Below are 19,166 nucleotides of genomic sequence, written 5' to 3'. Positions count from 1 at the left end.
CCCGGGCCGCCTCCCCGTCCGTCGACCGGGGGAGGCGGCCCGGCCTTCATCCCCCGCTCACGGGGGTGCGTGGCAGCATGGGGGCGTGACCGTTCCCAGCGTTGAAGTGTCAGCGGTGCCCGCGGAGCTGCCCGCCGGAAAAGTCCTGCTCGACGTGCGCGAAGCCGACGAGTGGGCGGCCGGCCACGCGCCGGGCGCGCTGCACGTCCCGATGAGCGAGCTGGCCCAGCGGCTGGAGGAGCTGCCCGGCGACAGCGAGTTCTACGTCGTGTGCCGGGCGGGCGGGCGCTCGGCGCGGGTGACGCAGTACCTCAACGCCAACGGCTGGGACGCGACGAACGTCGACGGCGGGATGCAGGTGTGGGCCGCGGCCGGCCGGCCGCTGGTCGGCGGGGTCGACGGCGCGGAGCCGGAGGTCATCTGACGTGGCGCCGCGGCCGATGGGCGTGGACTGGGTGGCGTCCCCGCCGCCCGGGGCGCAGCCGCGCCCCCGTCCGCCCGCCCCGCGCCGCCCGTACGCCGGCCCGCCGTCCTACCCGGTGCCGCCGCGGTGGGGCTTCCCGCTGCTGGCGTGGCGCTGGCCGACGTCGGTGGCGACCGACGGCGCGCCCGCCGACGCCGTCGACCGGGTCCAGCGCCAGGCCCGCGCCGCGTCGCACGCCCTGGGGCTCGCGGGCCTGACGGCGCTGTGGGCCGCGGGCAGCGAGGTCTGGCGCTACGCCCTGCTCGCGACGAGCCGCTACGGGGCGCTGTCGGCGGGCACCGTGGACGTCTCCGACGCCATGGTGGGCTCGTCGTCGGCCGTCGCGCTGGTCGCCGCCGCCACGGCCCTGGTGCTGACGCTGCTGTGGCTGCGCCGCGCCCGCGCCGCCGCCGCATCGGCCGCCGGCTACGCCCCGTCCCGGTCCGACACCGAGGTGCTGGTCGGCGTGCTGGTGCCGGGCCTGAACCTGGTGGTGCCCGGCTCGGTCGCGGCCGAGCTGGAGCACGCGGCCCTGCGCCTGCCCGCCGACGCCCGCCCGTCGCCGTCCCGCCTGGTGCGGTGGTGGTGGGGGCTGTGGGTGGTGGCCGGGCTGTTCGGGCTGTTCACCTTCGCCTGGTCGTTCCGCTCCGGCGTGCAGGCCCTGGCCGACGGCGTCCTGCTGCACGCCGTGTCGGACCTGCTGGCCGCCGCCGTGGCGTTCACGACCGCCGTGCTGGTCCGCCGCCTCACCGCCGCGCTGCTGCCGATGCCCGCGCAGGCGCTGCGGCGGATGCGGGTGGTGGGCGTGAAGGACGCGCCGGAACCGGCGCTGCGCGCCGTCCGCGCCCACGCCTCGCCCCGCTAGCCGGGGCCCCGCCGGCCGGGGCCGTCCCCGGCAGCCGCCCGGCCGCCGGGGACCGGTGTCACGCCGGGTCGGTCACGCGTTCGGCCGGGACCACGTCGTGGAGGTCGCCGACGGGGTCGTCGGGATCGCGGTCCTCGTGGTGGACGGGATGCCGGGCCGGGTCGTGCGCGTCACCTCGACCGAGGTGCTCGGCGCCGGGCTGGTCGCCACGGTGCTGCTGGGCGCCGGGCTGCTCGTCACGGTGCTGCTGGGCGCCGGGCTGCTCGTCACGGTGCTGCTCGGCGCCGGGCTGCCCGTGACGGTGCTGCTGGGCGCCGGGCTGCTCGGCCTGCTGGTCGTCGTGCCGCCGTGCGGCTTCGACCTCGTGGTCGACGGCGGTCCCGTCACGGTGCTGCTCGGCTCGCGGTCCGGGCTCGTCGCGACGCTGCCGCCGACGGCGGGCGTGCCGGTCGACGGGGCGGCGAGGGCGGTCATCGTGACGCCGCCCGCCGCCAGGACGCCGACCGACAGGGCGGCTGCGACGAGCCCGCGGCGGGAGCGCGGCACGGTGGGGAAACGCATGGGGGTCCTCCTCGTTGACGACCGCCGGCGGTCGTGCCGACCCCGGCGGTTCCACGCCATTCCCACGCGGCCCGGCGCGGATCTGTTGCACCGCGCCGGGGCTCAGCCACCGCCGCGCGGCGTGGTGGTCGGCACGCCGCCGCCCGTGGTGCTCCGGCGCACCGACGACGACATGTCGGCCGACTCCGCGCCGGGCCACGTGGTGGTCGTCGTGGAGGTGCTGCTGCGGTGCGCTTCGGTCGTCGTGGCGGCGCCGGGGCGGCGCGCTCCGGTCGGCGTCGTGGTGGGGGCCAGGGTCGTGGTGTCCGGAATGGACGGTTTGGTCGTGCTCGACAGCACCGGCGGCGAGCCGGTCGTCGGCGTGACCGGCACGGTGGTGGTGGGCGTGCCGGACGTCGCGGGCCGGCCCGGCTCGGAGGAACGCGGGCCGTGGGGGATCAGCAGCAGGCTCACCGCCACGACCGCCAGCACCGCGGCGGCCGACACCAGCGGCGCGCCCCGGCGCAGCGCGCCCCGCCGCGGGCGGGCCGCCGCGCGCGCCCGGATCGCCGGGCCCGTCAGGTGGGAGTGGACGCGGTCGGCGCGGGCGGCGAGCAGGCGGCGCAGGTCGTCCTCGAAGTCACCCATGGCTCCTCCACGCGCGTTCCGGCATCCCGATCGCCGACCTCAGGGCCGCCAGCCCGCGGCTGACGTGCGACCGCACCGTCGGCAGCCGGCAGCCCAGGACCTCGGCGATCTCCGCGTCGGTGAGGTCCTCGTAGTAGCGCAGCACCACGGCCGCGCGCTGCTGCCGGGGCAGCTGCGCCAGCAGCCGCCACAGCCGCTCGTCGCGCTCGTCCCGCCGGTCGAGGTGCTCGCCCTCGGGCAGGTCGGTCCCGACCGACCGGATGTGCCGGGTGCTCCACCGCCGCCGCCACGACAGGTGCTCGTTGGTGACGGCCCGGCGGACGTAGGCGTACGGCGACCCGGTGGAAGCCGCCAGCTCGCCCCACCGCTGGTAGATCCGCACCAGCACCTCCTGCACCAGGTCCTCGGCGTCCGCCCGGCTGCCCGAGAGCAGCACGGCGTACCGGATCAGCGCCTGCTGGTGCTCGTGGACGAACTGGTCGAACGACGCCGTGTCGCCCAATCCCGGTCTCCGCTCCTCGTCATGCCCGCGCGCACTGACTACACGCGGCCCGGCGCCGTTCTGTTGCTCAAGTGACGGGTGACACGTCGTCGCGGTCGTCGCCGAGGTCGCCGAGGTCGCCGTCGAACTCCCAGACGAGGCGCAGCGGCACGCGCCGGCCCCAGCGGCGGAGGGCGGCTTCGGCGGAGTCGTGCCGGCCGACGAGGCTGCGCCCGGTGTCGGGGTCGCGGCGGTAGATCACGGCCGCGGTGCGGTCGTCGTCCAGGACTTCCATGCCCCACGCGAAGACCCGCGACGGGTCCGCCTGGGACACGAGGGAGAACAGGTTCGCTTCCATGCCGCCCACTGTGCGGGCGGGACGTACACACTTTGAGGTGATCAACCTCGGGAATCCCCCATTTCGATTTTCCACTGGCATCATGGTGTTGTGCCCACACAACCACCGTTCCGCCGACGCCGCCTGGGGCGGAAGTTGGCGAAGATGCGCGCCGACGCCCACATGACGCTCCAAGAGGCAGCCACTGCGCTGTTCAAGACCAGGTCCGCCCTCCACCGGATGGAGAGGGGTGAGACGCTGGTCGACGTCCACCTGGTCAAGTCGATGATGGATGTCTACGACTGCTTCGACCCGGATTTGATCGAGCAGACCATCAAGGCGCGGGAGAAGGGGTGGTGGACCACCTTCGGCATCGAGAACCAGGGCTACATCGACGTCGAAACCGAGGCGACCCACGTCTACGACCTGTCGCCGATGATCATTCCCGGCCTGCTCCAGACGACGGCGTACATGCGCGCCATGTTCGAGGCGCACCGCCTGAAGCGCACGAAGCGTTGGCTGGAGAACGACATAAAGGTCCGGCGGATCCGGCAGAAGCGGCTCACCGAGCCGGAGCACCCGCTACGACTGCACGCGATCGTCCACGAGGCCGCGCTGCGCACAGCGGTGGGCAGCCCGGGTGTGATGCGCGAGCAACTAGCGCACCTGCGCGAGATGGTCGAGCTGCCCAACGTGACCTTGCAGGTGGTGCCCAACGAAGCCGGGATCCTGGACGGCATGGTCACCGCCTTCACCCGGTTGGCCTTCGAGGCTCCCGAGCCGGATGTGCTCTACATCGAGTACCTGACCGGTGCGCTGCACATCGAGGACGAGCCGGAGGTCAAGGAAGCTAGACTGACGTTCGAGCACCTGGCCTCGCGGGCGTTGGGCCCTGAGCGGTCGGTGGCCCTGATCGAGCGGATTCCGGCCGAGTGAAAGAGGCGATGGCTGTGTCCATTGTGGACCTCTCCGGTGCGACTTGGCGCAAGAGCAGCCGGAGCAACGGCGCGAGCAACGCCAACTGCGTCGAGGTCGCCGTCGCCGGGTCGGCCGTGGCGGTGCGGGACTCCAAGAACCCGGGCGCCGGCCTCCTCGCGTTCCCGGCCGCCCGGTGGTCGCTCTTCCTGCGCGGCCTGGGTTCCTGATCGCCGGCTGTTCACCTCGCGTACCCCCGTCGGGGCTGGGGGCGGGCCGGGCGGTCTGACAGCCTGGGGTGCCATGCGGGCACTCGTCGCGGTTGTCGTGCTGTCGTTGCTGGCGTCCGGTGTCGCGCAGGCGCGCCCGAAGCGCGGGTTCGACCTCCAGGCGCACCGGGGCGGGATCGGGCTCACGGTCGAGAGCACGCTCGCCGCGTTCGCCAGGGCGCTGGAAGTCGGGGTGACCACGCTCGAACTGGACGTGCAGATCACCAGGGACGGCCGCGAGGTCGTCACCCACGACCGCCGGACCAACCCCGCCAAGTGCGTCGACACGGCCCCGGCGTTCCCCGGCGACCCGGCCTTCCCCTACGCGGGCCGCTACGTCAAGGACCTGACCTTCGCCCAGGTCCGCACCCTGGACTGCGGGTCGCGGCGGTGGGCGCAGTACCCGGACCAGGCCCTGTCGCCGGGCGCCCGGATGCCGACGCTCGCCGAGGTGTTCGCGCTCGCCCGGCGGTACCGGGCGCACGACGTGCGGTTCAACATCGAGACCAAGGTCGAGGCCGCCGCCCCGCACGAGACCGCGCCGCGCGAGCAGTTCGTGGCGGTCACCGCGCGGGAGGTCCGCAGGTCCGGCTTCGCCCGCAACGTGACCATCCAGTCGTTCGACTGGGGCACGCTCATGCTGTGGCGGCGGGTGGAGCCCCGCCTGCCGCTGGTCGCGCTGACCCAGCCCGAGTTCCTGCGCCCCGGCTCGCCGTGGACCGGCGGGCTGGACCTGGCGGACTTCGGGGGCAGCGTCGTCGAGGCGGTGCGCAGCTTCGGCGCGTCGGCGCTCTCGCCGGTGCACGGCAACCCGCAGAACGGCGCGGTGGGCGACCCCGGCTACGTGCCCTTCACCACCAAGGCCCTGGTGGACGAGGCGCACGCGCGCGGGATCGAGGTGGTGCCGTGGACGGTCAACGACCCCGCCACCATGCGCAAGCTCATCGACGACGGCGTGGACGGGATCATCACCGACTACCCGGACCGGCTGCGCGCCGTGCTGGCCGAGCGCGGCCTCCCGCTGCCCCGGAAGTACCGGGCCCACCGCTGACCGGGCGCGGGTTCAGCCCGTCAGCGGCAGCTCGTGCAGGCCCCGGATGACGAACTCGGCGCGGCGGCGCGCCGGCGCGGCCAGGTGGGCGCCGGGCAGCTTGCGCGTCAGGGCCGACAGGGCGGCCTGCACCTCGATGCGGGCCAGGGGCGCGCCCAGGCAGTAGTGGATGCCCATGCCGAACCCCAGGTGCGGGTTGGGGGCGCGGCCCACGTCCAGGTCGTCCGGCCGCTCGAACGCGAGCGGGTCGCGGGCGGCCGAGCCGAGCAGGGCGGCGATCCTCTGCCCCGGCTCGACGCGGAAGCCCGCGATCTCCACCGGCGCGGTGGCGGTGCGCTCGAACAGCTGGAGGGGTGAGTCGAAGCGGATCAGCTCCTCGACCGCCGTGGGGAGGAGGGACCGGTCCGCCACCAGGCGCTGCCACTGCTCGCGGTGGGTCAGCAGGGCGTTCACGCCGTTGCCGATGACGTTGACCGTCGCCTCGTGGCCGGCCATGAGCAGCAGGACCGCGGTGGCGACCAGCTCGTCCTCGCTGAGCCTGCCGCCGTCGGTGTCGGTGACGGCCACCAGGTCCGACACCAGGTCGTCGCCGGGCGCCGCGCGCCGCAGCGCGACCAGCTCGCGCAGGTAGGCGACGAACTCGGTGGACGCCCGCTCGGCCGCCGCCCGCTTGTCCGGCGCGAGGTCGTACTCGTACATCTTCACGATGGCGTTGGACCACGGCTGCAGCAGCGCGCGGTCGCCGGCGGGCACGCCCAGCAGCTCCGCGATGACCTCCACCGGCAGCGGCGCGGCCACGTGGGCGAGCAGGTCGGCCCGGCCCTCGGCGCGGACCCGCTCCACCAGCCCGTCGACCAGCCGGTCGGCCAGGGCGGCGACCCACGGGCGCAGGCGCTCGACGTGGCCGCGGCCGAACGCGGCGGCGACCAGGCGGCGCAGCCGGCCGTGGGTGGGCGGCTCGTTCTCCAGCAGGGAGTTGCGGTGCAGGAGGTTGAAGCCGGTGAACTGCTCGACGGGCCGCGCGTCGATCCAGAGGCGGCCCAGGGAGCGGTGCCGCAGGACGGCGGAGGCCGCCGCGTGGGACACCGCCAGGGCGACGCCCATCTCCTCGTGCCGGTGCACCTCGGCCTCGGCGCGCAGCGCCGCGAAGGTGGGGTACGGGTCGGCGACGAAGGCCGGGTCGTGCTGGTCGAAGGGGGCCACGGCCACGGACCGTAGGTGGTGAGCAGGGCTCGCGTCCAATGCCGCGGTGTTGTTCCGGCAAGGGTCGGACGAGCCGTGACCACGAGTGGCCGGGTTGACCCGTTCGGTGCTCCACCAGGAGCATCCCCCCTTGTGCCACCGGAACTCGTCGCTCACCGCGGGGCGTCGCACGCCCGACCCGAACACACCCTCGCCGCGTACGAGCTGGCGATCGCCCAGGGCGCGGACGGGGTGGAGTGCGACGTCCGGCTGACCCGGGACGGGCACCTGGTGTGCGTCCACGACCGCACCGTCGACCGCACCAGCGACGGCAGCGGCGCGGTCGGCGCGCTGACCCTGGCCGAGCTGCGCCGGCACGACTTCGGCAGCTGGCACGGCGGCGTGCCCGCGCCGGTGCTGACCCTCGACGAGCTGCTGGAGCTGGTCGCCGGCAGCGGGGTGCGGCTGTTCGTGGAGACCAAGCACCCCGTGCGGCAGGGTGCGGAGGTGGAGCGGCGGCTGGCCGCCGCGCTGGCCGGGCGCGGCGTGGACGCGGTGATGATGTCGTTCTCCGCGTCGGCGGTCCGCCGGTTCAAGGCACTGGCCCCGCGGGTCCCGACGGTGCTGCTGCTCGGCCGCTCCTGGCCCGAGCGGCTGCCGCCGTTCGCCGACCTCGCCGGGCCGGGGCTGCGCCTGCTCAAGCGGCACCCGGGGCGCGGCGCGGGCGCCTACTGCTGGACGGTGGACGAGCCCGCCGACATCGCGCTGTGCGCCGAGCGCGGCGTGCGCTACCTCGCGACCAACAACCCGGCGCAGGCGCGCGGGGTGCTGGGGGCTAACTTGACGCCCGACCAGCCCTGACTTGAAGGAGGCGGCGGTGGCGAAGCGGACGGCCGTGAAGAACAAGCCCACCGACGGCGTCAACCCGCGCCGGCCGTGCCCGTGTGGCTCCGGCAAGCGCTACAAAGCCTGCCACGGCGCGGCCGGCGGAGCGGCGGACGTCATCGTCTCCCGCCCGTTCCAGGGGCTCGCCGCCGAGGCGGAGCTGATCGCGCTGCGCGAGTTCGTCCCGTCGGCAACGGTCCGGCTGCCGCTGGAGGACGCGCCGCGCGAGATCACCCTCGCCTCGGTGCTGCCGATGGCCGCCGCCGGGCTGGTCCGGGCCGACGGCACGGCGTTCGTCGGGCTCCAGGTGCAGACCCGGTCGGGTGATCTCAGCCGGGACCTGGCGCGGGCGGTGCAGTGGGCGCTGACCGCGGAGACCGGTGACGCGCTGCCCGTGGTGGGCCCCGACGACGGCGCGAACCCGGGTCGGCTGCAGGACCTGCTGGACGTCGACGCGGACATCGAGCCCGAGCTGCACACCGACTTCGCGTGGTGGATGCCGCCGGAGAACGAGGCCACCGGCGACGTGGCGCTGTCCCTGGAGCGGGCGAACGCCGCCATCCTGCCCACCGAGCGGGTGTCCGCGCCCGGCGTGCGGGCCGCGTACTGGGTGGACGCGGGCGACAAGGCGCACCTGCGGTGGGTGCGGCCGGAGCCCGAGGAGACGCTGCTGGCGGCGCTGGCCCGGCTGTCGGTCCGCGGTGAGCTGGACCTGGGCGAGGGCTCGCGCTACGCCGGGTCGTTCCGGGCGCACGGGCTGCTGGTGCCGGTGTGGGACCTGGACCGGGAGCAGCACTCCAGCGAGTGGGCCGGGCCGGCGGAGGCGCTGGGCAAGCGCCTGCTGGACGCGCTGGGCAGCCTGGACGACGAGCCGCTGACCGAGGCGGAGCGGCGGTCCCGGGACGGCCTGCGCGGGCGGCAGATCACCCTGCGGTGAGTTGTCCACAATTTTCCCCCAGTCTGTCCACAGGAGGCTGTGGATAACTCGGCCGTCGTGTCCCCAGGGAGTGGCAGATGCTGTTCCGGATCTCGTCCAGGGAAGAGTGGGCCCGCGCCCGGGAGTCGGGTTCGATCCCGCTCGACCCGGACGGGTTCGTGCACTGCTCGGACCCCGGGACCGTGCACCTGCCGGCGAACCGCTTCTACCCGGGGCGGCACGACCTGGTGGTGCTGATGATCGACCCCGAGGGGCTGCCGGTGCTGTGGGAACCGGGCGACGGCGACGAGTCCGGGCCCTGGTTCCCGCACGTCTACGGCCCGGTGCCGGCCGACGCGGTGGTGGCGGTGCAGGAGTTCACCCCCGACGCCGACGGGGTGTTCCGGCCGCTGCCCGTGCTCTGACCGCCCGGCGGCGCCGGGCCGGTGACGCCGCCGGACCGGCGCGACCGGTCGTTGTCCGTTCCGTGATGTCCGGCCGGGCAACCGGGGGGCCGCTCCGGGCGTGAACCCACCGACGGCGCGCGGGGGCCCGTCGGGAAGGGGAGCGGGGTGACGGCGGTCTTGCCGGCCGGGTGGGCGGATGTGCGGGACGACTTCGGGGAGTTCGTCCGGATGTCGCTGCCGGGCCTGTTGCGCTACGGCCACGCGCTGACCGGCAACCCCCACGACGCGGCCGACCTGGTGCAGGCCGTGCTGGAGAAGGTCGGCGCCCGGTGGGCCGCGGTGCTGCGCCGGGGCGTCGACCCGCTCGCGTACGCGCGGCGGGCGATGGCCAACGCCCACATCAGCCGGTGGCGGCGGCACCGCCGCGAGCACCTCGTCGCCGACCTCCCGGACGTCGTCGCGGCGGCGGGCCAGGACCGGCTGGACCACGAGCCGCTGTGGCAGGCGCTGCGCGCGCTGCCGCCGCGGCAGCGCGCGGTGGTCGTGCTCCGGTTCTACGAGGGGCTCTCCGAGCGGGAGATCGCCGACGCGCTCGGCGTCTCGACCGGGACGGTGAAGAGCCAGAACAGCAAGGCCATGGCGACCTTGCGGCGGCGGCTGGAGGCGGGGGGTGAGCCGGGTGGACTTGGATGACCGGCTGCGGGAGCTGTTCCGGGACGACCGGCTCGACCTCCCGGTGCGGCCCGGCGCGGACACCCGGATCGTGGCCGGCGCGCGGCGTCGGCGGCAGGTCCGGGTCGGGGTGGCGGGCGCGGCGGCGGCGGTGGTGCTGCTCGGCGGCGCGGTCGGGGCGGCCGGCCTGCGCCTCCCCGGCTCCGAGGCGGGCGCGCCGCCCGGCCCGGCGACGGTGACCGTGTCGGTGGGGCCGCAGGCGCTGGAGCCGCCGGCCCACGCGAACTTCCGGCTGGGGATGACCGACGCCGAGGCGCGGGCCACCGGGGCCCTGGTGCTGCCCGGCCACGCGGGGAAGTGCGTCGCCTACTCGACCAAGGACAACGCCGGGGACGCCGTCATCGTGTCGCCCCGATCGGGCGTCGTGCGGATCACGTTGCCGCCGCTGGGCTACACGCCCTCGGGGATCGGCGCGGGGTCCTCGCTCCAGGAGGTGCGGCGGGCTTACCCGGGCGTGGCGGTCGAGGGCGACCGGGCGGTGGTGCTCATGGGCGAGGACTGGCGGTACGTGTTCCCGGTGGCGGGCGGGTCGGTGACGGCGGTGCGGATCGAGCGGGTGGGGAGCGAGTGCGGTCCCGAAGGTTCGTGAGGGTGGTCCCCGCGGTGCTCCTGACGGTGGTGGCCGGGTGCTCCGCCGTGGCGGGGTGCACGGCGGGGCGGGTGCAGGACCTGCCGCGCCCGACGCCGACCACCGTGGTGGAGACCGTGGTGGTGGACGACGTGCCCGTGCTGGGACCGGAGGGCGTCGGGCGCGTCCGGCTGGGGATGACCCTGGCCGAGCTGGAGGCCACCGGGGAGGTCGGGGGCGCCGTCGAGCTGCCCACGGCCTCGTGCCCGGTGCGCTCCCTGGAACGCGTCCGCGGGTGGGTCGGCGTGGACGGCGGCGTGGCCGCCGAGATCCGGGTCGAGGCGGGCGCGCGGACCCCGGCCGGGTTGCGCATCGGCGATTCCCGCGACCGGATGCGGCGGCTGCACCCCGGGGTGGAGTGGAACCAGCACGGATTCACGGCGGCGGTCGGCGGTGACGTGCGGTACAAATTCCACTTCATGAACGCCGGGGACACGCTGACGAGCATGGGAATCAGCCGGGAGTTGTCGTGCGCGCTCTGAGGAATCGCCCGGGAGCCGTTCCCGGCGCCGCCCGGTGAATGCGCCGGGGGGCGGGCCGGCGACCGGCCCGCCCCCCGTGCGCGCGGTGCCCTACAGCGCGCCGCCGGCGGCGCGCGGCGCGGTCGGGTCGGCGTCCTCGCCCACGGCCTCGCGCACGAGGAAGTTCTCCACGTGGAACAGGTTGCCGTCCGCGCGGTCGATCACGGTCAGCAGCGTGGTCATCGACGCCACCTCCTCCACCTGCTCCTTGAGGAACCACTGGAGGAACTGCTCGCCGAGGTAGTCGCCCTCGTCGCGGGCGGTCCGGGCCAGCTCGACGACCTGCTCGGTGACGGCCTTCTCCTGGCCCAGGGCCAGCTCCACCGGCTCGCGGGCGGTGGTGAAGTCGTTGCGGACCTCGTCCACGCCCGGGATCGCGACCTTCAGGTCGTTGTCCATCAGGTACTGGACGATCATCATGGCGTGGTTGCGCTCTTCCAGCGACTGCTTGTAGAAGTGCGCCGCCAGGCGCGGCAGGTCGTTGCCGTCGAACCACACCGCGATGGCCAAGTACTGCTGGGACGCGGTCAGCTCGTTCCGGACCTGGGCCTGGAGCAGGTCGTGGAACTTGGACGTGCGGGCAGGGATCTTCTTGAGGTTGATGGCCATGTCGTGGACATTAGTCGGAAGTGCTGCTGAATGCACCGCAGGTAAGGCTAATAATGGCATGGTTTGCCTAAGCTGCGTTGAGGCAAACCTTTCCTGTCACACCAGCGCGGCGCGGTCGATCGGGCACGACATGCACCGCGGGCCGCCCCGGCCGGAACCCAGTTCCGAGCCGCTGATCCGCAGCACCTCGACGCCGGCGTCCTCCAGGCGCGCGTTGGTCTCGACGTTGCGCTCGTAGGCGACGACGAGGCCGGGCCCGACGGCGAGGGTGTTGTTGCCGTCGTCCCACTGCTCGCGCTCGGCGGTGACCGGGTCCAGGCCGGTGTCGATCACGCGCAGCTTGTCGATGCCCATGGCCTCGGCCGCCGCGTCCAGGAACGGGGCGCGGTCGGCCACCACGACGCCGCCGTCGCCGTCCGAGCGGACCGGGAAGGCGAACAGGTTGTCGCGCACCGCCGGGTACATCACCACCGCGTCGCGGTCGACCATCGTGCACACCGTGTCCAGGTGCATGGTGGCGCGCTCCTGGGTGATCGGCACCGCCAGGACGGTGTGCGCCAGGCCGTCGCTGAGGGCCGAGCGGGCGAAGGACTCCGCGCCGGCCGGGGTGGTGCGCTCGCCGACGCCGATCGCCAGCACGCCGGGCGCGAGCAGCAGGACGTCGCCGCCCTCGACGGGCGCGGAGTGGGCGCCGTAGGCGCGGCCGGTCTTGCGGAACCTCGGGTGGTAGGCGTAGATGAGGTCGGTCAGGGCCGTCTCGCGGTCGCGGGCGGGCAGGGCGAGCGAGGTGATCGCCACCCGGTCGCCCACCCAGACCGACGAGTCGCGGGTGAACAGCAGGTTGGGCAGCGGGTCGACGGCGAAGTCGTGCGGGTGGTGCATCTTGCGCACCAGCGACGCGCCCTCGGCGGCCGGCAGCTCCTCGAACGTCATGCCGGTCATCAGCGCGGTCGCGAGCTGGTCGGGGCCGATGGACGACAGGTGCGACCGCAGCACGTCGGCCAGGTCGATGCCCAGCCGGCGCTCGTTGACCGCGCTGTGGACGCCGGCGATCCGCGCCCGGTCGTCCGCCAGGGCCGCCACCAGCAGGTCCGACAGCAGCAGCACCTCGACGCCCCGGCCGCGGAGCACCTCGGCGAACGCGTCGTGCTCCTCCTGGGCCCGGTCCACCCAGGGCACGCCGTCGAACAGCAGCTGGTCGTTGTTGCGCGGCGTCAGGCGCTTCAACTCGGCGCCCGGCCGGTGCAGCAGCACCGTGCGCAGGGGGCCGACCTCGCTGTCGACGCGGGGCGCCGGCTCCGGCGCTCCGTCGCGGGACTCCGTCCGGGTGATGTGCGCTGTCACGTGAACGAGGGTAACCCGTGCTCAGCGAAACATGCAGCTCTGAGTGGCCTAGCTCAGCACAACTCGATCGCATGAACGGCCTAATGCGGTAAATCGTTAAGGGAGAAGGGGGTTCAGGCGGTCAAACGTTGCGTCGTGGCGTGGACTGGCCTTGCCGCTGCTGGGATGATCGGAGTCCTACCGGGGAGGGCTGCTTGTTCCACTTGACGGTCGACGCGCCGGACGGCGCGGTCGCGACGGACATGCTGATCGGGGAACTGGTGCGGGGCGCGCGGGTGGACGCCCGGCGCGCGCCCGCCGCGCCGCCGCCCGGCGCGAAGAGCGGCGCCGGCATGGCGATCTCGGAGCTGCTGCTCAACGGCGCGGTGCCCGCGGCCGTCGCGGCGGCGGTGGCGTCCGTGGTCACGGCGTTCGTGCAGCGCGGCAGCGCCCGCAAAGTCGTGATCAGGTCCGGCGAGGAGTCGATCACCGTGCAGGGCGGTGACGCCCGGACCCAGCGCGCGCTGGTCGCGGACTGGCTGGCCAAGCACGGCGCGCCGACCGGCGAGGGGTGAGGTGGGCCGGTACGCGCTGCTGGTCGCGACCGGGGAGTACGAGGACGTCCGGCTGAACCGGCTGCGCGCGCCGTCGCAGGACGTGGAGCGGCTGGCGGCGCTGCTGGAGGACCCGGAGGTCGGCGGGTTCGCCGGGGTGCGGGTGCTGCGCGACGCCGCCGACCACGAGATCCGCCGGGCGGTGGAGGACGTGCTGGCGGCGCGCGCGCCGGACGACCTGGTGCTGCTGTACTTCTCCTGCCACGGGCTGACCACGGCGTCGCGGCGGCTGTACTTCGCGGCGACCAACACCGTGCAGGACCGGCCCGCCGGGACGGCGGTCTCGCGGTCGTTCCTCAACGAGCAGCTGGAGGACTGCCGGGCGGCGGGGCGCGTGCTGGTGCTGGACTGCTGCTTCAGCGGCGCGTACGTGGAGGGGTTCAAGGACGCCTCGTCGGCGGTGCTGGACGACGTGGGCGAGGGCTACGTGGTGCTCACCGCGTCCAACGCCTACGAGTACGCCTTCGAGGAGGACACCCTGTCGCTGGAGGCCCCGCGGGCGTCGCTGTTCACCGACGTGGTGATCGAGGGGCTGGCCGGCGGCGCGGCCGACCTCGACGGCGACGGGTGGGTCGACGTCAACGAGCTGTTCTCGTACGCGTTCCGGGAGGTCCGCGCCCGCCGCTCGGACCAGACCCCGCAGTTCTTCGCGCAGTCCGCGGGCCCGCCGCTGCGGCTGGCCCGCGCGGGCGGGTCGGCGCCCGCGGCGGTGCGCCGCTCGGCCTCCTACACCCCCGGCCAGCTGCTGGTGGCGCGCGGGTTCCGGGCGGCGGCCGAGCCGGTGTGCCGGACGCTCGGGCCGTGGGGCAGGCGGTCGGTCGTGCTGGTGGACGGGCGGCCGGTGGAGCTGGCCGACGCCGCCGCGATCGCCGCCGCGTTCCGGCCGGACGACCCGCGCGACTCGCTGGGCGCCGCCTACGTGCGCGAGCTGGTCTCCGAGGTGCACCTGGCGTGCGGGGACGGCGGCGCGTCGGCGGTCGCGGTGGCGCAGGGCGCGATCACGCGGCTGATCGGGGCGATGCGGGACGGGCACGACCCCGTCCGGCTGTTGCACGGCGTGCGAGCGGCGGCGGGCGCGGCGGACGCGCTGCTCCGGGCGGCCGCCCCGCTGGAGCCGGCCGACGTGGCGCGGCTGGCGTCGGCCGCCGCCGGGAGCGCGGAGATCGGCGACGTGGTGGACCGGGTGGTGGCGGTGACCGGGTGGCGCGGCGCGGTGCTGGTCGGGGAGAACCCGCGGCCCGGGCTGCACCACGAGTTCACCGCCGGGCTGCGGTTCGAGCAGGGCTACGCCTCCGCGTGGTTCGCGACCGACCGCGCGCGGCGGGAGGCGGTGCTGTCCGACGCGCGGGTGCTGCTGTTCGCGGGCGTGCTGCCGCAGCGGGTGCTGGAGGCGCTGGACCGGCTCGGGAACGGGGACGACCTCGCCCTGCTCGTGGTGTGCGCCGAGGTGCCCGACCCGGTGTCGGCGCGGCTGCTGTCGCGGCTGGGCGGTCGGGTGGTCGTGGTGGCCGGCGGGGTGCCGGCGGGGCTGCCGGCCGTGGTCGGCTGCCGGGTGCAGGACTCCGACACGCTCCACGGGGCGGACGAGGGCTCGTTCGGGCACGCGGCGCGGGTCGTGGTGACCGAGGGGGACACGACGGTGATCGGGACGGCCGGCGCCGGGGAGGGCGTCGCCGCGGCCGGGATCATCCGCGCGCCGGCGGCGGACGTGCCACGGGTGCGGCGGACCGTGCGGGCGGTGCGCAGCGCGGCGCGGGACGGGGTGCTGCGCGGCGCGGGCGTCGGGCTGCGGGAGCTGGGCGAGCGGCTCGCGGGCGCGGCGACCGGGCCGCCCGCCGAGGCGGCGGGGTGGCGCGCGCTGGCCGGCGCGCTGGCCGAGCCGTCCCGCCGGATCGCCGGGAACTCGGCGGTGGAGCCGCGCGACCTCGACCCGGGGCTGATCGACTCGGCGGGGACGGCCCGCGCCGTGGTCGCCGCCGCCGCGCGGACGGCCGAGCGCTTCCTGCTGGTGGCCTAGCCGGAGGCCGTCGGCTCCACCGCGGTGACCATGACGGTGGTCAGGGCCGCCTGGAGCCGGTCGATCGCCTCGCGGATCGCGTCGGCGGCCCACTCGCCCCCGGTGACGGCCTCCAGCCGGGCCTTCACGCGGTCGCGGGGCCGGCCGGCGAACACCTCGCGGTCGAACCGCACCGCCTTGATCAGCCCGCACAGGGCCGCCGTGCGCGGGTCCACCGGGGCGTCGGTCGCGACGGCCGCCACCAGCCGGCGGCGCACCTCGGTCTCCAGCGGCGGTTCGACGCCGCCCGGCGACGGGAAGCGGGTGCGCGGGAACACCCACAGCACGCGGTCCTGCTCCCGGCGCAGCACCTCGTCCTCGGCCAGGCCGTCGAGCACCCGGTCGACCAGGCCCTTGGCGAGCCGCTCGACCCACTCCTCGGGCTTGCGCAGCCGGTCGTCCGCGATCCGGGTCAGCGCCTCGTCCAGCACGTCGTGGCCGATCCGCGCGGTGCTCAGCGCCGCCACCCGCCGGTCGACCACGTCGATCCGGCCCGCGATGGCCAGCTCGACCAGCACCGCGCCGGCCAGGCCGTAGTCCAGGGCTGGACGGCCCAGCCGGCGGGCGCCGTCGTCGTCGTGGGCCAGCAGGGCCAGCTCGTCGGCGAGGGTCAGCATGGGTCCACCCTAGGTGGGCCGCAGGTCAGGCGATGAACCTCGTGTCCGGGTGCCGCGCGGGCCCGCGGTCGAACAGGCCGCGGTCGCGGCGCTTCAGGTGCAGGTCGAAGAAACCGGCGAGGTAGTCGTGCTGCGCGGCCAGCGAGCGGCGCGCGTCGACTCGGCCGACCAGCTCCTCCTCCCGGCCGGGCTTGAGCAGCGCCCGCACCTGCGGGGTGATGAACTGCAGGTCGGTGAAGCTGTAGTGCGTGGACCGGTCGAAGTGCAGGTCGCGCTTCCAGGCGCGCTGGTTGGGCCAGAACTGCCCCCAGGTCGGGTCCAGCCGGGTGTCGACGTGCGAGTGCTCCAGCTTCCCGCCGGTCCCCGGGTCCACGAAGTCACCGCCCACCAGCATGAACGGCCGGTCCAGGCCGTGCTCCACCACCTCGCCGACCTCGCCCCAGCCCATCGCGCCGTCGATGTTGACCCCCGCGTCGAACCGGCGGTCGTGGTGCATCGTCTCGCCCGCGGTGTAGCCGCCGTAGGAGTGGCCCGCCATGCCGACCCGCGACAGGTCCAGCGAGCCCGCCAGCCCGCGCGGCAGCGGGTCGCGCTCGGCGTCGGGGTTGTCGCCCCGGTCGAGCCGGGTCAGCTGGTCCAGCACGAACCGGCTGTCGGCGACCCTGGCGTCGATCGCGGTCTTGCGGGCCGCCGCGTCCTCCGGGTCGACGCTGCCGACCGCCACGCGCCCGTCGGGGAACTCCACGGCGGCGGCCTCGTGCGTGTGCGAGAGGGACGCGACGACGTAGCCGCGGCTGGCCAGGTCGTCGGTCAGGCCCGCGTTCAGCTCCTTGGAACCGCCGAGGCCGTGCGAGAACAGCACGACCGGCCAACCGCCGCGGGTGCGCTCGGCGGTGGCGCCGGTGCGGGCTCGGCGCTTGGCCGAACCCCAGTCGACGGAGCCGCGCGGCACGTCGAGCAGGTCGGGGCTGGAGGCCACCCCGTCGATCACGCCCGCGACGCCCGGCGTCATCCAGGTGGCCCGCGGCCCGTCGCGGTGGGCGGGGTAGGTGACGGTGACCATCAGCTCGCGCTTGTCGGCCGGCCGCCACGGGTCCTGGCGGCTGTCCACCAGGTGCAGGTCGACCGTCCCGACCGGGTGCCGGCCGCTCAGCGGCGGCGTGGTGAGCTGCACCCCGGTGGTCCCGGCGGAGGCCGGTGGGGCGAGCAGGGCTGCGGCGACCGCGATGCCCGCGGTCAGGCCGAGCACGCGTCTGTGCGTTGTGGACACGGTGGATCCCCTCTTCGTGGCGGCGCGCCCCATGCTGGCAAGGGGAGGTCCGCGCGCGCGTCGGCCTGTCGGTTGAGCCGTGGTCCTCCGCGAGGAGGATCAGGGGAGCCAGGACACCGTCCCGCGCAGCGCGGTGTAGCCGACGAACGCGACCACGTCGAGCAGGGCGTGCGCGATCACGAGCACCCACAACCGGTTGGTGCGCTGCCAGACCTTGCCGAACACCAGGCCCATGACGACGTTGCCGACGAACCCGCCGAAGCCCTGGTACAGGTGGTAGGAGCCGCGCAGGACAGCGCTGGCGACCAGGGCCGTGTCGTCCCGCCAGCCGAGCTGCCGCAGGCGCGTGATCAGGTAACCGACGACCAGCACCTCCTCCGCCCACGCGTTGCCCGCGGCGGACAGGACCAGCACGACGCTGCGCCACCACGACTCGTCCAGGGTGGACGGCTGCACGGCCAGGTTGAGGCCCAGCTTCCAGGCGACGAGGTAGAAGGCCAGCCCGGGGATGCCGATCACCGCGGCCAGCCCGAGGCTGCCCAGCGCGTCGGGGCCGATCCGCGCCCGGTCCAGGCCCAGCGCCCGCAGCCGCGTGCCGCTGCGCCACAGCAGGTACAGGCCCAGGCCGCCCCACGCGGCCAGCTGCACCACCCCGAGCAGCTGCGCGAGCAGGTCCAGCAGGTCGAACCGGGCCTGCGGCACGTTGATCGCCACCGACTGCTGGTTCAGCGGCTGCGGCCTGAGCAGGCTGTCCAGCAGCCGCACCAGGCTGCGCAGCCCCGACAGGCCCAGCGTGACGGCGAAGACGAGCAGGACCTCGACCTGGTACCCGCGGCGGGCCGGTCCCTCGACGTACCCGCGGTGGGCCGGTTCCTCGATCACTCGCGCAGGTTAACCGCGCCGGCCGCGCGACGGACGGTGGGTCGGGGCGGCGGTGGCGCGGGGCGGTGGCGTGGGTGGGCGGTGGGTCGGGGCGGCGCCGGGTCAGCGCTGCGCGAGGAACGGGCAGCCCATCAGCCGGCGCAGCTCCACGGCCAGTTCGCCCGGCGTCGCCACCGGGTGGGAGAACGCGATCCGCACGTCGTGGTCCTCGTCGGCGGTCTCCACCCGCAGCCGCAGGCCGAACCGGTCCAGCCCCAGCGGCCGGACGTGGCCGCCGCGCAGCCCGTCCGGCAGGTGCTGGGCGAGCAGGCCCACGACGTCCCGGTGCGACAGCTCCAGGTGCCGCAGCCAGTGGTCCTCGTGGTGGTGGAACGGGTCCGGGTCGGCCTGGGCGAACAGCTCCGGGCGCAGCGACGTCGTGCCCTCGGCGTCGGCCACCACCAGCGACGCCGGGGACAGCCGGAGCACGGCCGCGCCGTGGCCCACGTCCAGCAGGCGCGGGTCCGGGCGCTCGTCGGCCACCTCCAGGCTCGCGGCGCGGGCTTCGCGCGCGTTCAGGGTGCGCAGCCAGCCGGTGATCCACAGCAGGCCGCGCACCGGCTCGCGCAGCGGCACGGGCGCGTGGTCGGCGACCTCCAGCATGACGGTGATCTCGGCGCCGCCCGCCGCCGCGGCCAGCGGGTGCTCCTCGGGCAGCAGCAGCGTCACCTCGCCCGCGGCGTGCACGTGGTGCAGCACCGGGACGACCCGGTCGTCCGTGCCGTCCGACGGCAGCAGGGCCGCGCGCCCGCCCCTGGCGGCGATGGTGCGCGCGCGCTCCGCGGGGTGCGGGGCGGGCGGTCGACGGTTCTCGGTCACCGCTCACCTCCTCTAGTTAGGCGAGCCTAACTTGGAGCGGGCACGGGCGGAAGTCCCACGATCGACGGACCGGTTCGCCCCCGCCCGCTGACGGCGC

General features: G+C 75.1%; 24 protein-coding genes. 13 read left to right on the top strand and 11 right to left on the bottom strand.

Annotated features, from left to right (window positions below):
- Window positions 1-115 precede the first annotated feature (115 nt).
- Window positions 116-424, top strand: coding sequence for a rhodanese-like domain-containing protein (locus JOE68_RS14715; RefSeq protein ID WP_372443293.1), 309 nt, complete (start codon window positions 116-118; stop codon window positions 422-424).
- Window position 425: 1 nt separating this feature from the next.
- On the top strand, window positions 426-1,328 hold the full coding sequence (locus JOE68_RS14710; protein WP_204842908.1) for a DUF4328 domain-containing protein: 903 nt from the start codon (window positions 426-428) through the stop codon (window positions 1,326-1,328).
- A gap of 72 nt (window positions 1,329-1,400) precedes the next feature.
- Here JOE68_RS14710 and JOE68_RS14705 read toward each other — a convergent pair whose 3' ends face one another.
- The 4 genes from JOE68_RS14705 to JOE68_RS14690 form a co-directional block, all read right to left on the bottom strand.
- Window positions 1,401-1,889, bottom strand: coding sequence for a hypothetical protein (locus JOE68_RS14705; protein ID WP_204842907.1), 489 nt, complete (start codon window positions 1,887-1,889; stop codon window positions 1,401-1,403).
- Between the two features lie 102 nt (window positions 1,890-1,991).
- Window positions 1,992-2,516: a hypothetical protein gene (locus JOE68_RS14700; protein ID WP_204842906.1), complete on the bottom strand. Its 525-nt coding sequence runs from the start codon at window positions 2,514-2,516 to the stop codon at window positions 1,992-1,994.
- Entirely contained in the window at window positions 2,509-3,018 is a 510-nt protein-coding gene (locus tag JOE68_RS14695; RefSeq protein WP_204842905.1) for a SigE family RNA polymerase sigma factor, read from the bottom strand. Before JOE68_RS14695 ends, JOE68_RS14700 begins: the two co-directional genes overlap by 8 nt.
- 67 nt (window positions 3,019-3,085) lie before the next feature.
- Entirely contained in the window at window positions 3,086-3,355 is a 270-nt protein-coding gene (locus tag JOE68_RS14690) for a hypothetical protein (protein WP_204842904.1), read from the bottom strand.
- 90 nt (window positions 3,356-3,445) lie between these two features.
- Between JOE68_RS14690 and JOE68_RS14685 the strand changes: the two genes are divergently transcribed.
- The 3 genes from JOE68_RS14685 to JOE68_RS14675 all read left to right on the top strand — a co-directional run bounded on the left by JOE68_RS14685 (window position 3,446) and on the right by JOE68_RS14675 (window position 5,569).
- Window positions 3,446-4,270 carry a helix-turn-helix domain-containing protein gene (locus JOE68_RS14685; protein WP_307819687.1) on the top strand — a complete coding sequence of 275 codons (825 nt, stop codon included), beginning with the start codon at window positions 3,446-3,448 and terminating at the stop codon, window positions 4,268-4,270.
- 8 nt (window positions 4,271-4,278) lie between these two features.
- Window positions 4,279-4,479, top strand: coding sequence for a DUF397 domain-containing protein (locus JOE68_RS14680; protein ID WP_204842903.1), 201 nt, complete (start codon window positions 4,279-4,281; stop codon window positions 4,477-4,479).
- A 73-nt stretch (window positions 4,480-4,552) separates the two neighbouring features.
- Window positions 4,553-5,569 (top strand): glycerophosphodiester phosphodiesterase, encoded by a 1,017-nt coding sequence (locus tag JOE68_RS14675; RefSeq protein WP_204842902.1) that lies wholly within the window; start codon window positions 4,553-4,555, stop codon window positions 5,567-5,569.
- Window positions 5,570-5,581: 12 nt separating this feature from the next.
- Here the strand turns inward: JOE68_RS14675 and JOE68_RS14670 are convergent, their stop codons facing one another.
- Window positions 5,582-6,772 (bottom strand): cytochrome P450, encoded by a 1,191-nt coding sequence (locus JOE68_RS14670; RefSeq protein ID WP_307819686.1) that lies wholly within the window; start codon window positions 6,770-6,772, stop codon window positions 5,582-5,584.
- A 132-nt stretch (window positions 6,773-6,904) separates the two neighbouring features.
- Between JOE68_RS14670 and JOE68_RS14665 the strand changes: the two genes are divergently transcribed.
- The 6 genes from JOE68_RS14665 (at window position 6,905) to JOE68_RS14640 (ending at window position 10,801) form a co-directional block, all read left to right on the top strand.
- Window positions 6,905-7,612 (top strand): glycerophosphodiester phosphodiesterase, encoded by a 708-nt coding sequence (locus JOE68_RS14665; RefSeq protein WP_204842900.1) that lies wholly within the window; start codon window positions 6,905-6,907, stop codon window positions 7,610-7,612.
- A gap of 16 nt (window positions 7,613-7,628) precedes the next feature.
- On the top strand, window positions 7,629-8,573 hold the full coding sequence (locus tag JOE68_RS14660; RefSeq protein ID WP_204842899.1) for a DUF5926 family protein: 945 nt from the start codon (window positions 7,629-7,631) through the stop codon (window positions 8,571-8,573).
- 77 nt (window positions 8,574-8,650) lie between these two features.
- Window positions 8,651-8,977, top strand: coding sequence for a DUF952 domain-containing protein (locus tag JOE68_RS14655; protein ID WP_204842898.1), 327 nt, complete (start codon window positions 8,651-8,653; stop codon window positions 8,975-8,977).
- Window positions 8,978-9,124: 147 nt separating this feature from the next.
- Window positions 9,125-9,652 carry a SigE family RNA polymerase sigma factor gene (locus JOE68_RS14650; RefSeq protein ID WP_204842897.1) on the top strand — a complete coding sequence of 176 codons (528 nt, stop codon included), beginning with the start codon at window positions 9,125-9,127 and terminating at the stop codon, window positions 9,650-9,652.
- Complete coding sequence (locus tag JOE68_RS14645; protein WP_204842896.1) at window positions 9,639-10,280, top strand: hypothetical protein; 642 nt, start codon at window positions 9,639-9,641, stop codon at window positions 10,278-10,280. Before JOE68_RS14650 ends, JOE68_RS14645 begins: the two co-directional genes overlap by 14 nt.
- A gap of 2 nt (window positions 10,281-10,282) precedes the next feature.
- On the top strand, window positions 10,283-10,801 hold the full coding sequence (locus tag JOE68_RS14640; protein ID WP_204842895.1) for a hypothetical protein: 519 nt from the start codon (window positions 10,283-10,285) through the stop codon (window positions 10,799-10,801).
- A gap of 90 nt (window positions 10,802-10,891) precedes the next feature.
- Here JOE68_RS14640 and JOE68_RS14635 read toward each other — a convergent pair whose 3' ends face one another.
- Entirely contained in the window at window positions 10,892-11,449 is a 558-nt protein-coding gene (locus tag JOE68_RS14635) for a ferritin (RefSeq protein WP_204842894.1), read from the bottom strand.
- A 96-nt stretch (window positions 11,450-11,545) separates the two neighbouring features.
- A complete protein-coding gene (locus JOE68_RS14630) occupies window positions 11,546-12,793 on the bottom strand; it encodes an arginine deiminase (protein WP_204842893.1) in 1,248 nt (415 codons plus the stop codon).
- 194 nt (window positions 12,794-12,987) lie between these two features.
- On the opposite strand from JOE68_RS14630, the gene JOE68_RS14625 reads away from it, so the two are divergent.
- Window positions 12,988-13,347 (top strand): hypothetical protein, encoded by a 360-nt coding sequence (locus JOE68_RS14625; RefSeq protein ID WP_204842892.1) that lies wholly within the window; start codon window positions 12,988-12,990, stop codon window positions 13,345-13,347.
- A 1-nt stretch (window position 13,348) separates the two neighbouring features.
- On the top strand, window positions 13,349-15,403 hold the full coding sequence (locus JOE68_RS14620) for a caspase, EACC1-associated type (RefSeq protein WP_204842891.1): 2,055 nt from the start codon (window positions 13,349-13,351) through the stop codon (window positions 15,401-15,403).
- Here JOE68_RS14620 and JOE68_RS14615 read toward each other — a convergent pair.
- The 4 genes from JOE68_RS14615 to JOE68_RS14600 all read right to left on the bottom strand — a co-directional run bounded on the left by JOE68_RS14615 (window position 15,400) and on the right by JOE68_RS14600 (window position 19,069).
- Entirely contained in the window at window positions 15,400-16,059 is a 660-nt protein-coding gene (locus tag JOE68_RS14615) for a GOLPH3/VPS74 family protein (RefSeq protein WP_204842890.1), read from the bottom strand. The genes JOE68_RS14620 and JOE68_RS14615 overlap by 4 nt on opposite strands.
- A gap of 25 nt (window positions 16,060-16,084) precedes the next feature.
- A complete protein-coding gene (locus JOE68_RS14610) occupies window positions 16,085-17,329 on the bottom strand; it encodes an alpha/beta hydrolase family protein (RefSeq protein ID WP_204842889.1) in 1,245 nt (414 codons plus the stop codon).
- A gap of 99 nt (window positions 17,330-17,428) precedes the next feature.
- Complete coding sequence (locus tag JOE68_RS14605) at window positions 17,429-18,211, bottom strand: CPBP family intramembrane glutamic endopeptidase (RefSeq protein ID WP_307819685.1); 783 nt, start codon at window positions 18,209-18,211, stop codon at window positions 17,429-17,431.
- 102 nt (window positions 18,212-18,313) lie between these two features.
- The gene (locus JOE68_RS14600) at window positions 18,314-19,069 is read right to left on the bottom strand and encodes a DUF2470 domain-containing protein (protein ID WP_204842888.1); all 756 of its coding nucleotides are present in this window, start codon (window positions 19,067-19,069) and stop codon (window positions 18,314-18,316) included.
- Window positions 19,070-19,166: the final 97 nt, after the last annotated feature.

The sequence above is a fragment of the Saccharothrix algeriensis genome (assembly GCF_016907655.1).
GTDB classification, from domain to species: Bacteria; Actinomycetota; Actinomycetes; order Mycobacteriales; family Pseudonocardiaceae; genus Actinosynnema; species Actinosynnema algeriense.
Note: the sequence above shows the minus strand (reverse complement) of the source record. Positions and strands in the feature narration are given on the sequence as shown.